Source organism: Novosphingobium nitrogenifigens DSM 19370, from assembly GCF_000192575.1.
Lineage (GTDB): Bacteria > Pseudomonadota > Alphaproteobacteria > Sphingomonadales > Sphingomonadaceae > Novosphingobium > Novosphingobium nitrogenifigens.
Map to the genome: position 1 here is coordinate 434,890 of NZ_GL876933.1, position 21,496 is coordinate 456,385.

Sequence of the window (21,496 nt, forward strand, 5' to 3'; positions counted from 1 at the left end):
GAAGGGATCAACCCTGATCGGTTTCGTCGAGCTGCCAGTCGGGATCGCGCGAAGTGAGGTCGCGCGAGAAAGTCCACAGATCGCGGCTTTCGATCGCATCGTCGAGCGATCCGGCGACCACAGTGCCTTCGGTATTGCGGGTCACGGTCGCGACGTCGGCTACGAAGCGGACCGCGATGCGCGCGACCGGAGCATTGAAGTCGGCCGAAACGATCCGGGCGTCGTCGACGCGGATCAGGCGGGCGTCGACAGTTTCGCCGGCCTGCTTTCGCGCGTCGATGGCAGCGGCAAAGCTTTCATAGACCGAACGTTCACAAAGCTGGGCAAGGGCATCCTTGTCCCCGCGCCAGAACGCGTCGAGCACCATGCCGTAGGCGGCCTTGGCACCGGTCAGGAACAGCGCGACATCGAACCGGCGGTCTGCGGCAATGATGGCGCGAATGCCGGTTTCCGCGCCCGCGTCGAAGGCCGAAGGTTCGGCGGTCGGCAGGCTGGGACGTCCGGTCATGGCGGGCTTTTCGGGAAGCTTGGACGGCATCGCGCGCAAAGCGGCCTGCGGGTCGGGCTGTTCGACCCGGCGGCGCAAGGGCTCGTCGCTCCCTTCGGCACGGCGGCCCAGAACGGCGTAAAGCCGAAGGCCGAGGAACAAGGCGATCATCGCCAAGATGACAATTTCAACAGTCACGCGCCAATTTCCCGCATGGAAGCCCGGGGAGGCGGCCCGGGAGACAAGACTCGAAAGCCGCGCCCGAACAGCCAACCCTTACTGTGCCTGAGATAGATACGTTTTACAAATGAACAACCGATGGATGGACCATTGTTGCGGTTCCGAGGCAGAAATTACCTGTTCGGGCACCTTTTGACCGTTTCGGGCCGTTTCGGGGCGGGCGGGCCCCGATGGGCCGGTTGAAGGAGAAGGGAGAAGTGGCGGCGGTTGCCGACAAAACGGCGAGATGCTAGGCGCCGCGGGCAGGGCGGGGCAAAGCGCGTCCGCCAATCCCGACGCCATCACGACGAAAGCAGGATCCATGGCCGACGAAGGCAACATCATCAGCAATCTCAACCTCGATCCGCAGGGGGCGGACAACGCGGGGCAGGCAGCCAACGGCGAAGATACGGCTCCCGCGATCGGTTTCCTGTCGCAATACGTGAAGGACCTGTCGGTCGAAAATCCCAATGCCCCGGAATGCTTCCAGTGGCAGGAAACGCCCGAAATGCAGGTCGATTTCAACATTGCGGCCCGTACGCTGGGCACCGATGTCCATGAAGTCGAGCTGAAGATGAAGGCCAGCGCGAAGACCTCGCAGGGCGTTGCCTATATCGTCGAGCTGGCTTTCTGTGGCCTGGTCGCGATGCGCAACATCCCCGAGGATCAGGCCCATCCGTTCCTCTTTGCCGAAGCGCCGCGCCTGCTGTTCCCGTTCGCGCGTCGCGTCGTCGCCGATGCCGTCCGGGACGCCGGTTTCGCGCCGCTGATGCTTGAGCCCATCGATTTCAACGGCCTCTACTTCGCCCAGTTGCAGCAGCAGCAGGCCGAAGCGGCTGCGGCGGCTTTCGGTGAGCCGGTCGGTCAGGCCTGATTTTCGGGCCATCTGATTTTTGGCCATCTGATTTCCTGGGGGCGGATGATCCGACCCTGATGTTTTTTCCCGGCGGTGCGATTGTGCCGCCGGGTCATCTTTGCGGGTAACGGCTTCATGAACCTGCTGAAGGCCACCGGAACGATCGGTGGACTCACTCTTGTCAGCCGTGTGCTCGGGCTGGTGCGCGACAGCCTGTTCGCCCGCTATGTCGGTGCGAGCTTTGCGTCCGACGCCTTTCTCGTCGCGTTCCGCCTGCCCAACATGTTCCGCGCGCTGTTCGCGGAAGGCGCTTTCGCCTCGGCCTTCATCCCGATGTTCAACCAGAAGGTGGCCGATCCCGAAGGGCAGGGCCTTGCCGACGGGCTCGAATTCGCCGAACGCGCGCTGGCGGTCCTGCTGCCGGTCCTTCTGGCGATGACGGTCCTGCTCGAAGTCTTCGCATGGCCGGTCACGCTTTTGCTGTCGGGCAAGTTCCACGGGGTGTCGGAGCACGAGTTCGCCTTTGCGGTGACGCTCTCGCGCTATACCGTGCCCTATCTCATGCTGATCAGCCTGGTTTCGCTGTTCGGCGGCATTCTCAATTCGCTGCAGAAATTCTGGGTCAATGCGGCAGCCCCGATCCTGCTCAACCTGACGCTGATCGCGGCGCTTGTCCTCTTCCACAATCGCGACCCGATGGCGACCGCCCGCAATCAGGCGATCGCGGTGTCGGTCTCGGGGGCCTTGCAGCTTGCCTGGCTCGCCTGGGCCTGCTGGAAGAACGGGATCAGCCTGCGCCTGCGCTGGCCGCAGCTCAATCCCGATGTCATGCGGCTGATGAAGCTGATCCTGCCGGCCGCCGCCGGGGCCGGGGCGGCGCAGATCAATCTGGTCGTTTCGACAGCGCTCGCCGCTTCGCTGCTTTCGCACGGGTCGGTCACCTATATCTACATGGCCGACCGGTTGAACCAGTTGCCGCTGGGGCTCATCGGCATCGGGCTCGGTACCGTGCTCCTGCCCACGATTTCGCGGCAACTGGGCGCAGGTGACGAACTCGACGCGCTCGAGACGCAGAACCGGGGGATGGAGCTGGCGCTGTTGCTGACGCTGCCTGCGACCATGGCTCTGGTCGTTTGTGGCGAGCCGATCGCGGTCGCCCTGTTCGGGTACGGCCGCTACACTCCGGCCGACAGTCATTTCACCGCACAGGCGCTTGCCGCCTTTTCCATCGGCTTGCCCAGCTACATTCTGGTCAAGGTGCTTACTCCCGGCTTCTATGCGCGGCAGGACACCAGGACGCCGGTGCGTTTCGCGATGATCTCGATGGCGGTGAACCTTGTCGGCAATCTCGTCCTGATCCTGCCCTTGCAGCACATGGGGCCGCCGCTCGCGACTGCGATCGCCTCGACGATCAATGTGTGGATGCTCTATTCGACGCTGGTGCGGCGGGGGCATTTCATTGCCGACCGCCGGTTGCGGCGCCGGGCTCCGCGTCTCACGCTGGCCGCGCTCGCCATGGGCGGGGTGCTCTGGCGCGGACAGGAACTGATCATGCCCTATGTCCACGGTTCGTGGCCGGTACGTTTCGGCGCGCTCGTCGCGCTGGTTTCGTCGGGCATGGTGGTCTATGGGATCGCCACCGTCGTCATGGGTGCTTTTTCCCGTAACGATCTGGTGCTTCTCGTGCGGCGTCGCCGCACTTCACCCACACCTTCCAACAAGTAAGGTTCTTTCATGCGTATCGTCTCCGGCATTCAGCCCACCGGCAATCTTCATCTCGGGAACTATCTCGGGGCGATCCGGAACTGGGTGCTGATGCAGGACGAGTGGACGGCCAAGGGGGCGACCTGCCTCTATTTCCTGGCCGATCTTCACGCGATCTCGATGCCGCATCAGCCCGCTACGCTGGCCGAGAATACCCGCGAGATGGTCGCCGCGCTGGTTTCGTGCGGGATCGATCCGGACAAGTCGATCCTGTTCAACCAGGCGCAGGTTCCCGCCCATGCCGAACTGCAATGGCTGCTCAACGGAACCGCGCGCATGGGCTGGCTCAACCGCATGACGCAGTGGAAGGACAAGGCGGGCAAGAACCGTGAAGGCGCTTCGGTCGCGCTGTTCACCTATCCCGTGCTGCAGGCTGCCGACGTGCTCCTTTATCAGGCAACGCACGTGCCCGTGGGCGAGGACCAGAAGCAGCATCTCGAACTGGCCCGTGACATCGCGCAGAAGTTCAACAACGACTTCGCCAGCGAGGAAGCGCCGGTCTTCACTCTGCCTGACCCGATCATCCCGCCCGAAGCCGCGCGGATCATGAGCCTGCGCGACGGCAGTGCGAAGATGAGCAAGTCCGATCCCTCGGACATGAGCCGCATCAACCTGACCGACGACGCCGACGCGATCATGCAGAAGGTGAAGAAGGCCAAGACTGATCCCGAACCGCTGCCTTCGGAAGCCGCCGGGCTCGAAGGTCGGCCCGAGGCGCGCAATCTCGTCGGCATCTATGCAGCCTTTTCGGGGCGCGATGTCGCCTCGATCCTCGCCGAGTTCGGTGGGCAGGGTTTCGGTTCGTTCAAGCCTGCTCTGGGCGATCTGCTGGTGGACAAGCTCGAGCCGATTGCGGAACGCTATCGCGCCTTGCGCATCGACCGCAGCGCGCTCGATGCGATTCTCGCCAAGGGAGCGGAAAAGGCGCGAGTTCTGGCCACGCCCACCCTTGAGGCGGCCTATGGCGCGCTGGGGCTGGTAAGGGGCTAGGAAACAGGGCATTCCTCCTTTTCGGGAAGGGCACGAAGGGCGAAGCAGGGTCGCTGCGTTCAACCGGCATTCAGCCCTTCCCGCACAGGATCGTGCCGCGAGGCACCGTTTGCAGTGGGTCCGGTTCGGCAGGGGACGCCGGGGCCTAATGGAGTTGGATGTGATGCCGTTGACCACAACCTTTGCGCGCCGTGCGTTCGTCGGTCGCGCCGCCTTGCTTGCCCTGCCGCTCGCTTTCGCTCTGGCGGGATGCGCGGGATCGTTCGACACGAATGTTTCGCGTTTCCAGCACGAATTGCCCGCGCCCGCCGGACAGACCTTTGCGGTCGTCGCGGAGGATCCGCGCAATTCCGGCGGCCTGGAATTTGCCCAATATGCGTCGCTGGTCGGGGATCAGCTGCACAAGATCGGTTATGTTCCCGGCGATCCGGCGACGTCCGACCTGGTCGTCGAATTCGACTATGGCGTCGACAAGGGCCGGGACAAGATCAGCTCGACCGGCGGCGGCTATGACCCGTTCTGGGGTCCGTGGCGCGGATACGGCTATGGTGGCTGGGGTCCGGGCGGCGGGTTCTATGGTCGTCGCGGCTGGGGCTACGGCTGGTATGATCCCTGGTTCAACGACATCGACGTGACGACCGTCTATACGAGCGGCGTCTCGGTGAAGATCAAGCGTCGCAGCGACGGCCAGCGCGTCTTCGAAGGCCGCGCCGAAGCGGTCTCGCCGTCGAATCGCCTGTCCTATGTCGTGCCCAAGCTGATCGAGGCGCTGTTCACCGGCTTCCCCGGACACACCGGCGAAACCGTGCGCATCTCCATCCAGCCGGAAAAGAAGGCCAAGAAGAAGTAATTTCTTCTTCCAGCGATCCCCTTGCGATCGAAATTCCCGACGCTGCGCGCGGCTGTGGGGGATCGAGATCGGAAGGGGGGGGGCTTTGTGTGAGTGTGCGGGGTCAGCCCGGAAGGGCCGACAACCCCCCGGTCGAGCCGAAGCCGCCGATCCCGCGCTCGGTTTCGTCAAGATGGTCGACTTCGAGCCAGCTCGCCTGGACGACCGGGGCGAGCACCAGCTGCGCCACGCGGTCGCCGCGCCGGATCACGAACGGCGTGTCGCCCAGATTGATCATGATGATCTTGAGCTCGCCGCGATAGTCGCTGTCGATCGTGCCGGGCGTGTTGGGAACCGTCACCCCGTGCTTGAGCGCAAGGCCAGAGCGCGGGCGGACCTGGATTTCGAAGCCGGGGGGGATGGCAAGGGCAAGGCCGGTTGCGACCGCATGCCGCCCGCCCGGGCTCAGCGCCACGTCTTCGGATGCGACGACGTCCATCCCGGCGGCGCCTTGGGTCGCATAGGCGGGAAGGGGAAGATCCTCGTTGCCCGGCAGTCGCTTGACGCGGACGGGAACGGGTTCATGCGTCGTAGGGTTGGTGAAGGACATCGGCCACCTTTGCAATGATTGCGCGCGCCACATCGGCCTTGGGCATTTCCGACAGGCTTTCGACGCCCATTGCCGAAACGATGTGAACCGTATTGTTTGCCCCGCCCATGACATCGCCCGAAACGTCGTTGGCGATGATCCAGTCGGCGCCCTTGCGGGCCAGCTTGGCCTTGGCATGTTCGATCACATGCTCGGTCTCGGCGGCAAAGCCGATCAGCAGGGGTGGGCGCAGCATCGCATGGCCGAGGCTAGCGAGAATGTCGGGGTTTTCGACGAGTTCGAGCGGGGGAATGTGCCCGCTGCCGTCCTTTTTGCGTTTTTGCCCGGCGGCCTCGGCCACGCGCCAGTCGGCAACGGCGGCGACCATGATCGCGACGTCGCAGGGAAGCGCCGCATCGACGGCCTCGGCCATTTCGCGCGCGGTCTCGACATCGACGCGGCGAACGCCCGGCGGCGTCGGCAATTGCACGGGGCCTGCGATCAGCGTGACTTGCGCACCCGCTTCTGCGGCGGCCGCGGCAAGGGCAAAGCCCTGTTTCCCGCTCGACCGGTTGGCGATGTAGCGCACCGGGTCGATCGGTTCGTGAGTCGGCCCGGCAGTGATCACCACGTGCTGTCCGGCAAGCGGGCCGGGGGCCGGCGGGGCAAGCAGGCTCTGGATCTGCGCCCAGATCGCTTCGGGTTCGGGGAGGCGTCCAGGACCGAATTCGCCACAGGCCATCACGCCTTCGTCCGGTTCCATTACCGTGACGCCGCGCGTGCGCAGGGTCGCGACATTGGCACGGGTGGCGGCATGGCCCCACATGCGCACGTTCATCGCCGGAACCGCCAGTACCGGTTTGTCGGTCGCGAGCAGCAGCGTCGTTGCCAGATCGTCGGCATGACCTCCGGCCATGCGGGCCAGCAGGTCCGCCGTCGCCGGGCAGACGACGACGAGGTCGGCTTCGCGCGAAAGCTGGATGTGGCCCATCTCGACTTCGTTGCGCAGATCCCAGAGCGTCGTGTGGACGGGGTTCTCGCTCAAGGCGGCAAGGGTCATCGCGGTGACGAAATGCGAGGCCGCCTCGGTCAGGACGCAAGTCACGCTGCCGCCGCCCTTGCGGATCAGCCGCACAAGCTCACAGGATTTGTAGGCGGCTATGCCGCCACCGATGACAAGAAGGATCCGGGGTGCCTGCATCTCAGCCGCTTCTTGCAATGGCGCGTGCACAGGCGCAATCCTTTTGGCAGGAACCCCGTCTGACAAAAGGGATTTGTCCCATGCGCTTCGCGCTTACTGCACTGATTTTCCTCGTTGGCCTGTTCGATCTGTTCATGGCCGCCTCGTTTCTGTTCCAACCGCTCGAAGTGTCGCAGGCGCTTGGCGTCGTGCCGGTGGCGACGGTCGGGATTTCGACTCTGCGCTCCGATTTCACGGCCTTTTTCGGGGTTGGCGGCTTTGCCATGCTGTGGGGGGCATGGCGTCGCAATGCCGACCTGATGCTGGTGCCGATGCTGCTGTTCGCGGTCGCATTCCTGGGCCGCGCGGTCGATCTGGTCGTAAGCGGCAGCTATGCCGGATGGCAGGTGCCGATGGCGATCGAAGCGATCCACGTCGTGCTGCTCTTGGGCGGCTGGCGCATCCTGCCCCACCACAAGATCGAGGAAATCGCGGCTTGAGGTCTGATTGGAAATTCCGGCTCGGCCGGAATTTCCAACCTCCTTCTCAGGATGCCTTCAAGCGTTCGGCCAGCCGCAGGATCACGCGCTGGGCCGGGCGCTCGATCCAGCGGTGCGAGGCAAAACCTGCCAGGATCGCGACCACGATGAACACGTTCAGCATCCACCCTTCGCGGAAGACCGCGCGCGTGCCGATCGTCGCATCGACCAGCAGGACCAGCGCGAGTTGCAGCGGGAAATGCCAGAGGTAGATGCCGTAAGATGCGTCGCCGAGCTTGCGGCCGAGCCGCAACCGGTCGTCGTGGTCGGAAAGGTCGATCGCCACCATCAGGAACAGCACGGCAAAGGTTCCGGTCAGGATCGCGGCATCATGGCCATGGCTCTTCATGCCCGACACATGCCATGCGACGAGCGCGAGCACGGGTGACAGGGCGGCAAGGACCGGCGCGCGCAGCCATCCCTTGAGCGTGGCGCCGTAGACCATCGCGCCGCCGAAGAAATAGCCGATGCAGCTGACCACCGGGACCATTTTCGCTGGCAGCGAATCCGCAGGCGCCGTCGGGGAAAGAATGTCGTCGAACACGAGCGTGAACATGGCGAGAGCGACGGGCAACGCCATCGCGATCGGCAGGCGGCGCAAGGCGGGCAGAAGCAGCCAGAACACCGCATAGGCCACCATCTCGGTCGACAGCGACCACGACGGGCCGTTGAACGACTGGTTGTCCTGAAACCCCCAGTAATTGGCCATGACCAGATTCAGCAGGAAATGCCGCAGATCCTGATGGTGGTAGATAAAGCCGGTTCCGTGAAGGCCGGTATAGACGGCCTGCAGCACGGCGACGAGGCACAGGGTCAGCACATGGAGCGGCCAGAGCCGGGCAACGCGCGCCAGCCAGAACCGGCCCCTGCCGCTCATGTCGGCAAGGTAGACATGCGCGAAGACGAAGCCGGACACCGCCCAGAAATACTGCACGGCGACGTGACCGTAGTCGTAGATCCACGCCAGCTGGTGATAGAACGGCGAGATCGAGCGCCTTACGTGGAATTCGTAGTCCACCGGCGGCACGAAGAAATGCTGGTAATGCCAGAACAGAACGCCGCACGCAGCGATCAGGCGCGAGAAGTCGAGCGCGTTGAAATGGCGTTTGGGCAGCCGCAGACCCGGGCGAGTCGCCCGTGGGGTACGCGCCGCCTGTTCCTGTGTCACAGGGCCCACCACCCCGACGTGACGCCCAGGACGAAGATCGCGGCGCCACAACCCGCGGCGAGGAGATGGGTAGCGACCGTGCCGACCCAGCAGCTTCCCCCGTGGCCGTCCTTCCTGTCCCACATCAGCGGGATTTCGGGCAGGGGCGGTTCCTCGGGAGCGCCGCCCTTGGGCGGGAACTTGTCCTCGATCCGGCGGACGAGGTCGGGAATGCGTATCAGCGTCCGCGCGTCCACGCGCATGCGCTCGGCAATCGCGGCTTCGGGGCCGAGTTCGTCGCGCAGCCAGTTGCGCACGAACGGCGCGGCGGTGTCCCACATGTTGATGTCGGGATCGAGCTGGGTCGCGATGCCTTCGACCATGACCATGGTTTTTTGCAGCAGCAGCAGGTGCGGCTGGGTCTGCATGTCGAAATCGCGGGTGATCGCAAAGAGGCCGTCGAGCATCTGCCCGACCGACAGGTCCTTGACCGGCTTGCCGCGCATGGGTTCGCCCACCGCGCGCAGGGCGGTCGCGAATTCCTCGAGCGAGTGATAGCTCGGGACATATTGCGCTTCGAAATGGATCTCGGCGACGCGGTGATAGTTGCCGGTGGTCAGGCCATAGAGAATTTCGGCCAGCCACTGTCGCGCGCGGCGGTCGATGCGGCCCATGATGCCGAAATCGATGGCAACGATGTCCCCCGCCGGATCGACGAAGAGATTGCCCTGGTGCATGTCGGCATGGAAATAGCCGCCGCTGATCGCCTGGGTCAGGAAAGCGAGGACGAGACGCTGGGCCAGTTCCTTGCGGTCATGCCCGGCCGCTTCGATCTGGTCGATCTCGCTGATCTTGACCCCGTCGATCCAGTCGAGCGTCATGACCCGGCCGTTGGTGCGGTCCCAGTCGATCGTGGGCACGCGATAGCCGGGGAAGGCATGCATCAGGTCGGCGAGTTCGGACGCCGAGGCGGCCTCGCGCCGCAAGTCGAGCTCGCGCATCGACCAGCGACGGAAATTGGCGATGACAAGGCGCGGGCGCAGGCGATGGGCCTCGGTCCCGAAAGCCTCGAGATGGGCGGCGGCCCATTCATACGTGGCGATGTCGGCAGCGAATTTCTCGCGCACGCCGGGGCGCAGAACTTTGACGGCGACCTTGCGCCCGTCGACGGTCGTCGCGCGGTGGACTTGCGCGATCGAGGCCGCACCGACCGGTTCGGGGTCGAAGCTGGCAAAGAGGCTTTCGAGCGGACGCTCGAAGCTCGATTCGATTTCGTGGCGGATCGCGGCGAAATCGACCGGCGGCAGCTTGTCCTGCAGCGCGAGCAGATTGTGCGCGGCGCTTTCTCCGACCAGGTCGGGGCGCGTTGCCAGCGTCTGCCCCAGCTTGATCGCAGCCGGGCCGATCGCGCGAAAGGCCCCGGCATAGTCGGGATCGGCGGGCTGGATCGTGCCGAACCGCGCGATGCGGAACAGCCGCCGCACCGGGCCGGGGGTGTTGGGATCGCGCTCGATCCCCCTCAGCGCGCCGTGGCGGGCAAGAGTGCGGCCCCAGCCGAGCAGGCGGCGGATATGGACAAGGTCAGAAAAAGCCAAGAGACGCGCCCCGTCAGACCTTCCACCCGGAATGGATCGCGACCAGCCCGCCCAAGATCGGTTCGACCTTGGTATGGCGGAAGCCCGCGTCGCGAATCATCGCCTCGAACGCGGGCATCGTCGGAAACCGGCGAATCGATTCGATCAGATAGCGGTACGAATCGGCATCGTTGGCGAGCATCTTGCCGATCTGCGGCACGACGCGATGGGAATAGAGGTCGTAGACTTCCGAAAAGCCGGGCCATTCGGTCGTCGAGAATTCGAGGCAGAAGAAACGCCCGCCGAACTTGAGCACGCGATAGGCTTCGGCCAGCGCGCGGTCGATGTGGGTGACGTTACGGATGCCGAAGGCGATCGTGTAGGCGTCGAAACCGCGGTCGGGGAACGAGATCTGTTCCGCGTTCTGGCACGACCATTCAAGGCCGGTGATCCCGCGCTTTTCCGCACGTTCCATGCCGACGTCGAGCATGTCCTGATTGATGTCGCAGACGGTGATGTCCGCACCCGAACGGGCAAGGCGGAAGGCGATGTCGCCGGTGCCGCCCGCCATGTCGAGAATCCGCTCGCCCGCGCGCGGCTTGACCCGCGACACGAAACGATCCTTCCACAAACGGTGCATGCCGCCCGACATGGCATCGTTCATGATGTCGTATTTCTTGGCAACGTTGGAAAAGACCGCGCCCACGCGTGCCGTCTTTTCCTCGGCGGGGATTTCCTCGTAGCCGAAGGAAACGGTTTCGGCTTCGCCCGGCTGAGGGGCAGATTGCGCTTCGGGGCTGGTCGTCATGGCAGGCGCTTTAGTGCCAATTGTCCGCGCGGCAAAGCCTGATAGGACATTGCGTGCAGGCCTTGCGCCGCCTTTCCTTCACACGCGGTCGAAAGTGGCCGTCTTCCGTCGAGAGCAGATGCCCGAACTCCCTGAAGTCGAAACCACTGTCCGTGGTCTGGCAACCGTGCTGGCCGGAGAGCGGCTGACCCGTGTCATGGTCCGTCGTCCCGACCTGCGGCGCCCATTTCCGCCTGATCTGGTTCAGGCCCTGACCGGCGCGCGAGTCGTCGCGCTGGGGCGCCGGGCCAAATACGGTCTGATCCAGACCGACCGGGGGCGGACCATGGTCTTTCACCTGGGCATGTCGGGGCGCTGGCGAATCGATCCGGGCGAGATCGGCAAGCACGATCATCTCGTGCTCGAGACGGCCAGGGGACGCGTGCTTGCGCTCAACGACGCGCGCCGATTCGGTTCGGTCGATCTGGTCGATACCGCTGCGCTCGACGCGTTCGGCCCGTTTGCCGCGCTTGGTCCCGAACCGCTTGGGCCAGGGCTGACCGTCGCGCATCTGGCTCAGGCCTTCGACGGGCGAGTCGCTGCGGTAAAACTGGTGCTGCTCGATCAGGGCGTGGTGGCCGGGCTCGGCAATATCTATGTCTGCGAAGCCTTGCACCGGGCGCGGATCCATCCCGAGCGTGCGGCAGGGGCTGTATCGCGGGCGGCCTTGTCGCGGCTGGTGCTCGAGATTCGCGCGGTGCTTGAAGAAGCGATCGAGGCGGGCGGATCGACTTTGCGCGATTACGCGCGACCCGATGGGGAACTGGGCTATTTCGCCAAGGAATGGCGGGTTTACGGGCGCGAAGGCAAGCCGTGCGGCTGTGGCGGAACGGTCCGGCGCATCGTGCAGGGCGGCCGGTCCACGTTCTTCTGCCCCCGTTGTCAGAAATAGGGCGGGTCAGAAACGGGATGGGCAAATGAAAAGGGGGCAGGTTTCCCCGCCCCCTCAAACGTCTTCGCTTTCGCGAAACGCTTAGTACTTGCCCGACTGAGCCTTGGTCATGTCGCCCGACACCAGGCTGAAGGTGTTCGAGAGCGAGTTGCCCAGAGCGCCCATGGCGGTGATGGCGGCAACGGCGATGAGAGCGGCGATCAGGCCGTATTCGATCGCGGTGGCGCCGGCTTCGTCCTTGAGAATACGATTGATAAGCTTCATGACTTTAATCCCCTAAATGATGCCTCTCGACGTCCCCTGAGTGGCAAGGGCATTTCTAACCACAGGTCGTAAAGCAGCGGTTAAATTCGGGGCGGGATTCGCGGGCGCGATGGAGATTTGTGGCGGTTTTCCCGGGCAGGAGTCGCTTAACGGCCTCGTAAGCCTAACCAAAGGGCGGCCAGAGGACGTTTAACCGGGAACCGTTTGCCGAATGTCTGCCTCTCTCTATGGGGCAGGAAGGCTAAGGCTCCGTCGACACTCGCTAGGGGATTCTTCGCAGGAAGCGCTTGGGGGGCAGGTTTTCCGTGCGCCCTGCGCAGTCGGTGGTGCCGCGTCGAATCAGTCGGCGGCAGTTTCCTCGACGGGGTTCAACGGTCCTTTGACCATGCCGACCCATTCCCGCCACAACAGCATCAGCACGGCAATGATCGCAGGCCCCATGACGAGGCCGATCAAACCCCATGTCTCGATGCCGCCGAGAATGCCGAGCAGGACCCACAGGAACGGCAGGCGAGTCGCTCCGCCGATGAAGGCCGGGCGCACGAAATGGTCGGCGACGAAAATGACGACGATACCGATGACCAGCACGATTCCCGCCGCAAGGATGGAGCCGTCGGCAACGAGCAGGCCTGCTGCCGCAGCGACCGCAACCATGGCGCCGAAGGGAATGGCCGAGAGGAGCCCGGTCAGAAGGCCGAGCAAGGCCGCATGGGTAACGCCGGAAAGCTCATAGGCGAATCCCAGCAGGACGCCTTCGCCAAAGCCGACGATGACGAGGCCGTTCACGGTGCCGCGAATCGCTTGTGCCGCCTGATGCGCGACTCGCTCGCCCGCCTCGCCGAACGCGCGACGGCTGCCGATGCGCAAGGCCTGTGCCACGCTCGTCCCGTCGCGCAGGAGGAAGAACAGCGTCAACAGCATGAAAAACAAGAGAATCAACCGATGGGCGAGGCCCCCCAGGATCTTTTCGCCGGTCTGGAGATGCATGTCGGTCGCCCGGTGCGAAAGGCGGCTGATGCTTTCGGGTGTCCCGAGGTAGGATTGCCACCAGGCGGCCAGGTGATCGCCATAGGGCAAATGTGCCACGAAGTCCGGCACCGGCACCCCTTGCGTATTGGCGGTGGCCAACCATTGCGTCGCGGCCATGCTGTCGTGGATGACCGCGCTTGCGACCATGACCATCGGCACGACGAAGATCAGCAGGACCAGCAGTGTGAACAGGATCGGCAACGCGAGCCCGCGCCCTGACGGCCAGTGGGCGGCGCAGCGTTCGTGGATCGGCCACAGCGATATCGCGAAGATCCCGCCCCAGCCCAAGGCAGGCAGGAACGGATGCAATGTCCAGATCCCGGCCAAAACGAGAACCGCGACGGCACACATCCCGGCGATTCGCTGTCCTTGCGACCATCGGTGGGGTGTGGTCGCTATCCAGCTGCCGGGAGCCGCATTCTCGGTGTCTTCGGTCATGCCTCGTGGGTAGCCTAGCGTCGTCGCGGGCGCCACATCGGTCCGTCGATCGGACATGATGCCGGACGATTTTTCGCGGACGCAGTGCAATGCAGTAAACATTTGCTGACGGAATCGTGCGATAGCACTGTGATGGTTAACGGGACGGGTATGGCAGAATCGCGAAGGGGGCGTTCATACGCGCCTCTGGGACTGCTGTTTCTGTTTTTGTCGATCATGGGTGGGGCTGTTTTTCCGTCCGCACGTGCGGTTGCCCGGACTCTCGGCTCCGGCTTGTGCCATGCGGTAGCGGGGGCGCCGGGAACGCCCGATGCGGTCGTTCCGGACTTCCGGTGCAGCGGCGAGCCGCAGGGGTATCAGCAAGGCACCTTGTGGTTGCGCGTCGATCTCGCCCGGTCTGATCGGGTTGGGCCTGCTCGAGACGGGGTGGCGCTCATGTTGCACAACACTCGCTTCGACCGTCTGCGTGTCGGTTTTGTCTATGCCGATGGTCTGACGCAGTGGCAGCAGGTCGCGACCGGGGCATTCGGTGCCCATTGGCGGGCGGGGGGGCAGATCCTGTTCTCCGCGCCCGATCGTCGCGTTGCGCCTGTCGCGCTGGTGCTGCGGTTCGACCGGCTGGCGAGCGTCCACCTCTTGCGCATGCGTTTGCTTGGAGTGGACGAAGCCAATCTTCAGGCGAACGTGCTGGCCGCTGCCGTCGGTTGTGCTCTGACGCTGCTGTTTCTGGGGGCGATCTATAATACCGCGCTGGCCATTGCCGTCCGACGGCAGTTTCCGGCCTGGCTCGGCGCGTGGGCTGCCTGCATGGTGCTCTGGGGCTTTTTCTGGTCCCAGTTCGATCTCCTGATGAATGGCGCGCTGGCGGGCGCGCCATCCTCCCAGATTTGCACGGCGCTCGCCTGCCTCGCGGTGACTCTGGCGACGCAGGGGGCGGTGACTGCACTCGCGCGCGACACGGTGCCGGTGGCGCTTCGCCGAGTCACGATCGGATGCGGTCTGGCCACGGGTGCTCTGGGCATTCCGGCGAGTTTGGTCCGGGGCAGTTCCATCGACGCCTGGGGCGCAGTGCTGGGGATCGCGACTCTTGCCGATCTCGTTGCGGTCGCGCTGTGCCTTGGCATTGCATGGCGGCGCGGCAGCGGCGAGGCACGGGCCTTTGCCGGGGCCTGGGCAGTGCCGATGGTGGTGTTGGCGACCACACAAGTGGTCGATACCGCCTCGCTGTTCTGGGGCGGCGGGGCGCAGATGCTGGTCCTGCTCGGCGCCACCTGGCAGACACTGTGGATCTCGGTCGCGGCAACGCATCGTCTGACCCGGATCAGGCTCGAACGCGACCGGGCGCGTCAGGCCGAAGCGACGGCCCACGAACTGGCGCGTCGCGATCCCCTGACGGGATTGCGCAACCGGCGCGGATTGGTCGAGGCAGTCGACGCCATGATCGGGCAAGGCGAGGATGAACACAGTCCGTTCGCCCTGCTGCTTGTCGATGTCGACAAGTTCAAGACGATCAACGACACGCATGGGCACGAAGTCGGGGATCAGGTCCTGTGCCGACTGGCCGGACGATTGAGCCGCTGGGACGGCGCCATGTGCGCGGTCGCCCGTTTCGGCGGCGAGGAATTCGCGATGGTGGTAGTGGGGCTGTCCGGTCCGGTCCTCACCCAATTTGCCGATCGCGTGCGGCAGGAAGTGGCGGAATGCGACCACGGGCCCGCGCTCAGGGCCGTGACGGTCAGCATCGGCATCGCCGAAGCGCGCGGGGCGGCCGATTTCCAGAGCCTTTATCGCCTTGCCGATGAAGCGCTCTATCGCGCGAAGCAGGCGGGACGCAATTGCGTGATGAGCGCGGGACGTCCGGGTGGGGACGGGATCTTGCCGGCGTCGATGGAAAGGGAGTTGGAGCGGGTAGAGCGAGTCAGCCTGAAACATACATATTCCTGAGAGTAGGCGTATAGTATGTGGACAGGCATCGTCCATCAGGTCGTAGAGATAGATTATATCTCTGAATTTGATAATGTTTTGGCGAAGCGCTGGGGTGCTTCGGACGGAAGCGGCAAGGACCGTTCCGTCAATTCGATTCCCACTTTCTGCTTCATATGCGCCGACAGCTGCGGACTGGAGGCGTTACCGCCTGATCCCGGGATACCACCGCCAAAACGAAAAACCGCTGGAAGGGCGGCAACCCTTACCAGCGGTCCTGTCGATAGCTTGGCGGCGTATCGTGGGATTTTTTACGGTAGCTCTGTCAACCATGCAAGTGTAAACCGCTCGGGCGGTGCCGCATGAGCGCCGCGGTTGCCAAATCCCCCGCGCCCTCACTGGGGCTGCGCATCCATGTCACCCTGCCAGAAAAGGTTTCCGCCAAGACCCTACACCGCTGGGTTAAGGGGATGCGGAGCGAATACAAGCTTTCGCAGACCGCGCTGGTTTTGCTCGAAACACTGATCGACAAATGCCGTGTCAGCGACTTCGAACCAGGTAGCCTCTGCGGCGTCTGGGAAAGTCCCTGCCGATTGGCCGAAGCAATCGGCGTCAGCACGCGGGTGCTCAATAACGCCGAGAACCAGCTGATCAAGGCCGGGCTGATCGCACGCACGACCACCGGCAAGGGCCGCCGCTTCGGGCAACGCGGCGAGAATGACAAGATCATCACGCTGTTCGGCATCAGCCTCGCGCCGATGGTGAACGGCTACGAGAAAATCCTCGCCAAGCGCCAGGCGCAAGCGTTGGCGCAGAAGGCCCGCACCGCCCTCCGCGCCGAGATCGGGGCACTGCGTCAGGCGATCCGTCAGGCCTCGCCCGCCGCTATGGCGCAGGCAGAGCATGTCCTGCCCGGCGGGCGCACCTCGTGCATCACCAGCATCGAGCGGCTGGAGCAGATCAAGGCCGATCTGGAAGCGGTGTTGGTCGCGATTTCCACACCGTCCGGTGAGCAGGAAACCGCCGACCGGTCGGAAGATTTCACCCGACCAGATACTTCCTCAAGCAACCTTCTTCATAACTGTAGGCCGGCGCGTGGCTTGCAATCGGATGTGGCCACGGCCCAGGCGGCCGTCAGGGTGGCCAGTGAGGACTTCCAACTGCTGGTTGCAACGCAAGGCGGCCCCAGCTGGCCGAACATTGTGCGAGCGGCCGAACTCAGCTCTCGGCGCCTCGGCATCAAGCCCCGACAATGGGGAACTGCTTGCGCGTTGCTCGGCAGGGAGGCGTCCGCGCTCTGCGTGCTGATCATCGACCGCAACGCGCGGCTTGCCGATGACCATCCGTATCGAGCGCGATCCGCGCTCGGCTGCTGGCATGGGCTCACTAGACACCTAGCCAAAGGGGCGACCAACATGCGCGGCCTGCTGATGTCGGTCGACGATCTGCCAGCGAATGCGAGCCTGCCAGATGGCTTCGGTGCCCAGGCGGCTTCCGCCAATCCTTTCGCACAAGCGTTCCATCGCCTTGCGCGCGGCCGGCGAGAGTTTTCCCGACAGTACCATCGGGAGGATCTATGACTTTAGAGGCTAAATCGGCAGCACCCCTGATGTACGGCGCAGTCTACAGCGATGCACCAGCCATGAGCTGGGCCGGCAGCTACTTCTACGTCCGCTTCCAACACCACGCGCCGTTTTACACCCGGCCTGCTCCACCAACCCCCATCACCTGGGCGGACATTGCGGCGATCTACGCCGAGCTTCCGCCCGTGCGGTCGCAGCCAGTCAGCTCTCATGAGGATCATATATGACATCGGTCCACCCCCTGCGCCCCGTGGGGTGCTATGGCCTTACAGGCCCCAAAATCGGCTCGCATGCGAAAGTGTCGGGGCAATCCCATACCCATGATCACGAAAGGAAGGGGCACACAAAACGCTGGTCTCCAGCCTTGTTGGAAGGTGGCGAGAATGGCGGATTTTGGCGGTTCTACCCTCTAGCTAGCGCGCAACTCTCGCGAAACAAGTTAAGTGCGCGCGTGGGTTGCGCTAGCCGCTTTGGATATTTTCTATCTATAACAGCCACTTGCGCTCTAGCCGCAGGAGGTGGGCATGAGTAAGCCACCGGTCGGCAAGACAGACTCGATCAACGTCAAATACGGTCCTGAACTGGTGGGCGCGATTGACGACCTGGCCGATGCACAGGGTATCCACCGCTCAAACCTATTGCGCCAGCTGGCAGTCGAGGCTGTCACCGCCCACCGCGATGGCCGCCCGCTCTTCACCCACTCCACCGCCCCGACAGACCTCGCAAGCCTCGGCGAACTGGCCGCGCAACTGGCGGCGCTTAACATAGAGCTGGACCGCGCCTTGCGCGACCATGACCGCAGGGTCGGCAAACTGGAGCGCCGCTGGAACGCGGGCGAGGAAGCTACCCAAGCGGCTTACGAACGCCTGGTGCTGCAACTGCGCGAGCAGCTTCAGCATTGCTACCAGCCATTCCACGATTATGTGAACGGGCTCCAGTCTGCGCTCATCGGACGATTGGATGCACTGGATGCCAGCGTGGCTGAGCATCCGAGGCTTACCGAAATCAGCACCCGCCTCACCACGCTTGCCGACGCGGTCAAAAAGGCCCGTCCGCATATTACCTACCGCTTTGATGACATCGCGTTTGCCTGGTGGGAACTGCTTGGCCTTGCATCCATAGGCTTCGTGTTCAGCGCATTTTCGCTGCTGCTGGCGGCTAAAATACTCCCTGACTCGTGGCTGGCCAACCCCATAACCGTCGGCATGTTTGGCAGCACGAGCAACGCCATCTGCGCTCTCTACGAGCAGGCCAACGGCGTGAGGTCCTGCCCTTCTTTCACATTTACCGAGATCGATACGAGCCGGGGGCACCGCAAATGATCAGCCTTGGAGCCATTTCCAGCCCGGCAGGCGCTGCTGCCTATTATACCAAAGACAATTACTACAGCGGCGCCGAAGCTGAAGCAGTCGGCCAATGGCATGGCGCGGGGGCCGAAGCGCTCGGCCTGCGCGGCGCCGTCGAAAATGCCAGCTTCGAGGCGGTGCTGGCAGGCCGTTTGCCGAATGGCGCGCAGATCAAAACCCCGGACGGCCAGGACCGCAGGGCGGGTCTTGATCTCGTTTTCTCGTCTCCGAAAAGCCTTAGTCTTTTGGCGATGATGGGCGGCGATGAGCGATTGATCACCGCGCTACAGGAAAGCGCCAGGGCTACGCTCGATTGGGTTCAGGCCAATTTGTTGGAGGCGCGGCGGTATGACCCGCAAACCGGCCAACAAATCCCCATTAAAACCGGTAGCATGGTCGCGGCCCTTTTTACCCACGATTTGAGCCGAAATCGCGACCCTCAAGCCCATGTTCACAGCGTGATCGCCAATGCCACGCTCAGGCCGGATGGCCAATGGCGGGCAGTGCATAATGATCAAATTTACGAACGCCTCACCACCATCGGCGCGGTCCATAATGCCGATTTGAGAGCGCGGGTCGAAGCGCTGGGTTATCAAGTGGTACCTGCGGCCACCCCATCCTTTGGCCAATTTGAAATCGCCGGCGTTTCTAGAGAAGCCATCATGGCATTCTCTACGAGGTCTGCGGAAATTGAGGCTCACATCGAAGCGACAGGCAGAGAAGGCACGGCTGCAGAACGGGATGTTGCAGCCAAAGCGACACGGGCAGCCAAAGATCCGGGCCAGTCACGTGACGCAGATCGCGCCGAATGGGCGGCCCGCGCCGAAGCGATTGGCTTTGATCCTCGCCCCATCGTCGAGGCTGCCATGGCGCGGGCTGAGCGCGGAGAAACCTTGTGGTCGACGATTGTGGATCAGGTTCGGGGAGTTGCCGCCCGCGGCGTCGCGTTCGTCGAGGCGATGGGGATCAAAGCACATGAGGCCGACCCGCTGGTACCAGAGCGGCCCGGCCGTCTTTCGCCGCAGGAATGGGCTGCGGCGCAGGCCGTTGCGGCGGGTGCGAGGCACTTGTCGGAGAATCAAGCTGCTTTCAATCGCCTCGATCTTGTTCGGGCCAGTCTTAGCCTTGGCGGGCCGGTCAAAGTGGGCGAGGTCGAGGCGCGGATCGCTTCGCTGGCATCGCGCGGATTACTGATTGCCGACGCTGACGGTCAGATGGTCACCACCCAGGCGGCCGTCGCGCTGGAACGTCAAGTGCTAGCGCTTCATAATGAAGGCGTCGGGCAAGTTCGCCCGATAATCGCCAAGGGGGCTGGCCCGGAAGTTCAAAGGGTGGCGCGTGATCTTGGCCTGCGGCGTTTGTCGCCCAGACAAGAGTCAGCGGCATCGCTCATTCTTTCCTCAACTAATCGCACAATTGGCGTGCAGGGTGTGGCCGGCGCGGGCAAATCGACCATGCTTTTGCCGGTGGCGCGCATAGCGGAGGCCAAAGGTCATGCCGTCATCGCGCTGGCGGTCGGAACCGAGATCGCCAGAAAACTGGGCGACGACCTTAAGGTGCCATCCTTGTCGGTCGCCTCCTTCATTGGCCGCCATCGGGCCTTGCTGGATCCATCGGCCTCCCAGTTTCTGCGCGACAGGTCGCTGACCGAATTGCGCGGCGCAGTGGTGCTGCTGGATGAAGCTTCCACCGTCGGCTCGAAGCAGGCCGCCGATTTGCTCCAGATCGCCAACACCGCAAAGGTGGCGCGACTGGCCCAGGTCGGGGATGTCCGCCAGCATGGTGCGGTGTCAGCGGGCAAGCCCTTCATCGACGCGCAAAAAGCTGGAATGCAGACGGCCGAGGTGACCGAAAATGTCCGCGCTAAATCCGCCGTCATGCGCGAGGTAGCCACCGCGCTTGATGGTGGTGAAGTGAAACGCGCCCTTGAGGTTCTGGCCCCTGTCACGAAAGAATATCCGCGCCATGAACTCGCCGCGCGGGCCGTATCCGAGTGGGGTTGCTTGCCCAAGGAGGCCCGTGATCAGACCCTGCTGATCGCCGCTGGGCGAAAGCTGACCGCTGAACTGAACACCGAGGCGCAGAGCATCCGACAGTTCAACCAAGAATTCACCGGTCGGGCTCGCATCCACACCATTTATGACCGTGTGAACATGAGCCGTGAAGAAGCGCGGACCATGCTGCCTTATAAAGAAGGGCGGGTTGTCGAGATCAGGGCCGATCTCATCCGTCAGGGCCTGGCCAAGGGCACCTTGGCCAAGATCGTCGGTGTGGATTGCGACAAGGTGCAGCTTGACGCCGAAGGCAAGAAGCTAACCTTGGTTCCGGGCAAACTGGCCCGCAACCTCAGCGAGGATGCCATATCGGTCTATGACGAGCGGCAGATCCGGCTCCATCCCGGTGACAAAATCCGCTTTACCGCCAATGACCATCAGGCCGGCGTGCTCAATTCCCAGCAGGCGGTGATCGAGCAGCTAAAGGGGAACGATGTCACGGTCCGGCTTGGCGATGACCGCAAACTCGATCTTGCGCTCGATAGCCTGACGATGCGCAAATCTGACCTAGCCTATGCCATCAATGCCTATGCCGTGCAGGGCCTGACCACGCCCAATGGCATCGTCGTGATGGACAGCAAGGACAAAATGCTGGCTTCTTCGCGCAATCTCCATGTCGCGCTGACCCGTATCGCCGAGAACCCCAAGCTGTTTGTGGATAGTGGCACGGGCCTCGAGCGGGCCGTTGAGCGCAACCCCGCAACCAAGACGTCGGCGCTCGAAATCTATCGCGAGCAAAGCGGCTTCAACCAACAGATCAGGGCTGAATCCGCCGCCCGTTGGCGCGCCGTGATGAGCAGCCCGGCCATGCAACCAGAAAATCTGCGGGCCTATCCCGATGAACACAAGGGACCACAGCGCCCTGATGTTCCGGAAAAGACGAAGGAACGCGGCCTTTAGCGCCCCCCCCCCTTTGGTTCCGTTCGACCCACCAATTCCCACATGT

The 21,496-nt window shown here is 63.6% G+C and carries 18 protein-coding genes; 10 read left to right on the plus strand and 8 right to left on the minus strand.

All coding sequences use genetic code 11. From position 1 onward, the window contains the following. Window positions 1-7: 7 nt before the first annotated feature. Window positions 8-685 carry a Tim44/TimA family putative adaptor protein gene (locus Y88_RS12010; RefSeq protein ID WP_018075530.1) on the minus strand — a complete coding sequence of 226 codons (678 nt, stop codon included), beginning with the start codon at window positions 683-685 and terminating at the stop codon, window positions 8-10. Between the two features lie 343 nt (window positions 686-1,028). On the opposite strand from Y88_RS12010, the gene secB reads away from it, so the two are divergent. From secB to Y88_RS12030, 4 genes are all read left to right on the plus strand, one after another. Continuing rightward, window positions 1,029-1,580, plus strand: coding sequence for a protein-export chaperone SecB (gene secB, locus Y88_RS12015; RefSeq protein WP_008069612.1), 552 nt, complete (start codon window positions 1,029-1,031; stop codon window positions 1,578-1,580). Between the two features lie 117 nt (window positions 1,581-1,697). Continuing rightward, on the plus strand, window positions 1,698-3,287 hold the full coding sequence (murJ, locus tag Y88_RS12020; RefSeq protein WP_018075529.1) for a murein biosynthesis integral membrane protein MurJ: 1,590 nt from the start codon (window positions 1,698-1,700) through the stop codon (window positions 3,285-3,287). Window positions 3,288-3,296: 9 nt separating this feature from the next. Continuing rightward, the gene (gene trpS, locus Y88_RS12025; RefSeq protein WP_008069614.1) at window positions 3,297-4,316 is read left to right on the plus strand and encodes a tryptophan--tRNA ligase; all 1,020 of its coding nucleotides are present in this window, start codon (window positions 3,297-3,299) and stop codon (window positions 4,314-4,316) included. A gap of 163 nt (window positions 4,317-4,479) precedes the next feature. Beyond that, the gene (locus Y88_RS12030; protein WP_036500172.1) at window positions 4,480-5,166 is read left to right on the plus strand and encodes a DUF4136 domain-containing protein; all 687 of its coding nucleotides are present in this window, start codon (window positions 4,480-4,482) and stop codon (window positions 5,164-5,166) included. A gap of 103 nt (window positions 5,167-5,269) precedes the next feature. Here Y88_RS12030 and dut read toward each other — a convergent pair whose 3' ends face one another. Together dut and coaBC are read right to left on the minus strand one after the other, a co-directional pair. Beyond that, complete coding sequence (gene dut, locus Y88_RS12035) at window positions 5,270-5,755, minus strand: dUTP diphosphatase (protein ID WP_008069616.1); 486 nt, start codon at window positions 5,753-5,755, stop codon at window positions 5,270-5,272. Next, window positions 5,727-6,935, minus strand: coding sequence for a bifunctional phosphopantothenoylcysteine decarboxylase/phosphopantothenate--cysteine ligase CoaBC (coaBC, locus tag Y88_RS12040; protein ID WP_018075527.1), 1,209 nt, complete (start codon window positions 6,933-6,935; stop codon window positions 5,727-5,729). The genes dut and coaBC overlap by 29 nt, the downstream gene beginning before the upstream one ends. An 80-nt stretch (window positions 6,936-7,015) precedes the next feature. Between coaBC and Y88_RS12045 the strand changes: the two genes are divergently transcribed. Next, the gene (locus tag Y88_RS12045; RefSeq protein WP_008069619.1) at window positions 7,016-7,414 is read left to right on the plus strand and encodes a hypothetical protein; all 399 of its coding nucleotides are present in this window, start codon (window positions 7,016-7,018) and stop codon (window positions 7,412-7,414) included. Between the two features lie 46 nt (window positions 7,415-7,460). Here the strand turns inward: Y88_RS12045 and Y88_RS12050 are convergent, their stop codons facing one another. From Y88_RS12050 to Y88_RS12060, 3 genes are read right to left on the minus strand one after another with little or no spacing between them, the layout of a single operon-like run. Beyond that, window positions 7,461-8,621 carry an acyltransferase family protein gene (locus Y88_RS12050; RefSeq protein ID WP_008069621.1) on the minus strand — a complete coding sequence of 387 codons (1,161 nt, stop codon included), beginning with the start codon at window positions 8,619-8,621 and terminating at the stop codon, window positions 7,461-7,463. Next, complete coding sequence (gene ubiB, locus Y88_RS12055) at window positions 8,618-10,195, minus strand: 2-polyprenylphenol 6-hydroxylase (RefSeq protein WP_008069623.1); 1,578 nt, start codon at window positions 10,193-10,195, stop codon at window positions 8,618-8,620. The genes Y88_RS12050 and ubiB overlap by 4 nt, the downstream gene beginning before the upstream one ends. Window positions 10,196-10,208: 13 nt before the next feature. Next, window positions 10,209-10,982, minus strand: coding sequence for a class I SAM-dependent methyltransferase (locus Y88_RS12060; RefSeq protein WP_008069624.1), 774 nt, complete (start codon window positions 10,980-10,982; stop codon window positions 10,209-10,211). A 118-nt stretch (window positions 10,983-11,100) separates the two neighbouring features. Between Y88_RS12060 and mutM the strand changes: the two genes are divergently transcribed. After that, on the plus strand, window positions 11,101-11,913 hold the full coding sequence (gene mutM / locus Y88_RS12065; protein WP_018075526.1) for a bifunctional DNA-formamidopyrimidine glycosylase/DNA-(apurinic or apyrimidinic site) lyase: 813 nt from the start codon (window positions 11,101-11,103) through the stop codon (window positions 11,911-11,913). Window positions 11,914-11,994: 81 nt separating this feature from the next. Here the strand turns inward: mutM and Y88_RS12070 are convergent, their stop codons facing one another. Both Y88_RS12070 and Y88_RS12075 read right to left on the minus strand, forming a co-directional pair. Then, complete coding sequence (locus tag Y88_RS12070) at window positions 11,995-12,177, minus strand: Flp family type IVb pilin (RefSeq protein ID WP_008069630.1); 183 nt, start codon at window positions 12,175-12,177, stop codon at window positions 11,995-11,997. Between the two features lie 339 nt (window positions 12,178-12,516). Further along, window positions 12,517-13,644, minus strand: a complete 1,128-nt coding sequence (locus tag Y88_RS12075) for an AI-2E family transporter (protein ID WP_008069631.1) — start codon at window positions 13,642-13,644, stop codon at window positions 12,517-12,519. A gap of 435 nt (window positions 13,645-14,079) precedes the next feature. On the opposite strand from Y88_RS12075, the gene Y88_RS12080 reads away from it, so the two are divergent. The 4 genes from Y88_RS12080 to mobF all read left to right on the plus strand — a co-directional run bounded on the left by Y88_RS12080 (window position 14,080) and on the right by mobF (window position 21,450). Further along, window positions 14,080-15,588, plus strand: coding sequence for a GGDEF domain-containing protein (locus Y88_RS12080; protein ID WP_232281051.1), 1,509 nt, complete (start codon window positions 14,080-14,082; stop codon window positions 15,586-15,588). Window positions 15,589-15,929: 341 nt separating this feature from the next. Next, on the plus strand, window positions 15,930-17,147 hold the full coding sequence (locus Y88_RS12085; protein WP_008069637.1) for a helix-turn-helix domain-containing protein: 1,218 nt from the start codon (window positions 15,930-15,932) through the stop codon (window positions 17,145-17,147). Between the two features lie 527 nt (window positions 17,148-17,674). Next, window positions 17,675-18,472, plus strand: a complete 798-nt coding sequence (locus tag Y88_RS12095; protein WP_040702547.1) for a hypothetical protein — start codon at window positions 17,675-17,677, stop codon at window positions 18,470-18,472. Continuing rightward, a complete protein-coding gene (gene mobF, locus Y88_RS12100; protein ID WP_050805628.1) occupies window positions 18,469-21,450 on the plus strand; it encodes a MobF family relaxase in 2,982 nt (993 codons plus the stop codon). The genes Y88_RS12095 and mobF overlap by 4 nt, the downstream gene beginning before the upstream one ends. Window positions 21,451-21,496 lie beyond the last annotated feature (46 nt).

Excerpts from the sequence above, each read along its gene's own strand:
- secB (WP_008069612.1), top strand. The coding sequence starts at position 1,029 with ATGGCCGACGAAGGCAACATCATCAGCAATCTCAACCTCGATCCGCAG.
- murJ (WP_018075529.1), top strand. The coding sequence starts at position 1,698 with ATGAACCTGCTGAAGGCCACCGGAACGATCGGTGGACTCACTCTTGTC.
- trpS (WP_008069614.1), top strand. The coding sequence starts at position 3,297 with ATGCGTATCGTCTCCGGCATTCAGCCCACCGGCAATCTTCATCTCGGG.
- Y88_RS12030 (WP_036500172.1), top strand. The coding sequence starts at position 4,480 with ATGCCGTTGACCACAACCTTTGCGCGCCGTGCGTTCGTCGGTCGCGCC.
- dut (WP_008069616.1), bottom strand. The coding sequence starts at position 5,755 with ATGTCCTTCACCAACCCTACGACGCATGAACCCGTTCCCGTCCGCGTC.
- coaBC (WP_018075527.1), bottom strand. The coding sequence starts at position 6,935 with ATGCAGGCACCCCGGATCCTTCTTGTCATCGGTGGCGGCATAGCCGCC.
- Y88_RS12045 (WP_008069619.1), top strand. The coding sequence starts at position 7,016 with ATGCGCTTCGCGCTTACTGCACTGATTTTCCTCGTTGGCCTGTTCGAT.
- Y88_RS12060 (WP_008069624.1), bottom strand. The coding sequence starts at position 10,982 with ATGACGACCAGCCCCGAAGCGCAATCTGCCCCTCAGCCGGGCGAAGCC.
- mutM (WP_018075526.1), top strand. The coding sequence starts at position 11,101 with ATGCCCGAACTCCCTGAAGTCGAAACCACTGTCCGTGGTCTGGCAACC.
- Y88_RS12070 (WP_008069630.1), bottom strand. The coding sequence starts at position 12,177 with ATGAAGCTTATCAATCGTATTCTCAAGGACGAAGCCGGCGCCACCGCG.
- Y88_RS12075 (WP_008069631.1), bottom strand. The coding sequence starts at position 13,644 with ATGACCGAAGACACCGAGAATGCGGCTCCCGGCAGCTGGATAGCGACC.
- Y88_RS12080 (WP_232281051.1), top strand. The coding sequence starts at position 14,080 with ATGTTGCACAACACTCGCTTCGACCGTCTGCGTGTCGGTTTTGTCTAT.
- Y88_RS12085 (WP_008069637.1), top strand. The coding sequence starts at position 15,930 with ATGAGCGCCGCGGTTGCCAAATCCCCCGCGCCCTCACTGGGGCTGCGC.
- Y88_RS12095 (WP_040702547.1), top strand. The coding sequence starts at position 17,675 with ATGAGTAAGCCACCGGTCGGCAAGACAGACTCGATCAACGTCAAATAC.
- mobF (WP_050805628.1), top strand. The coding sequence starts at position 18,469 with ATGATCAGCCTTGGAGCCATTTCCAGCCCGGCAGGCGCTGCTGCCTAT.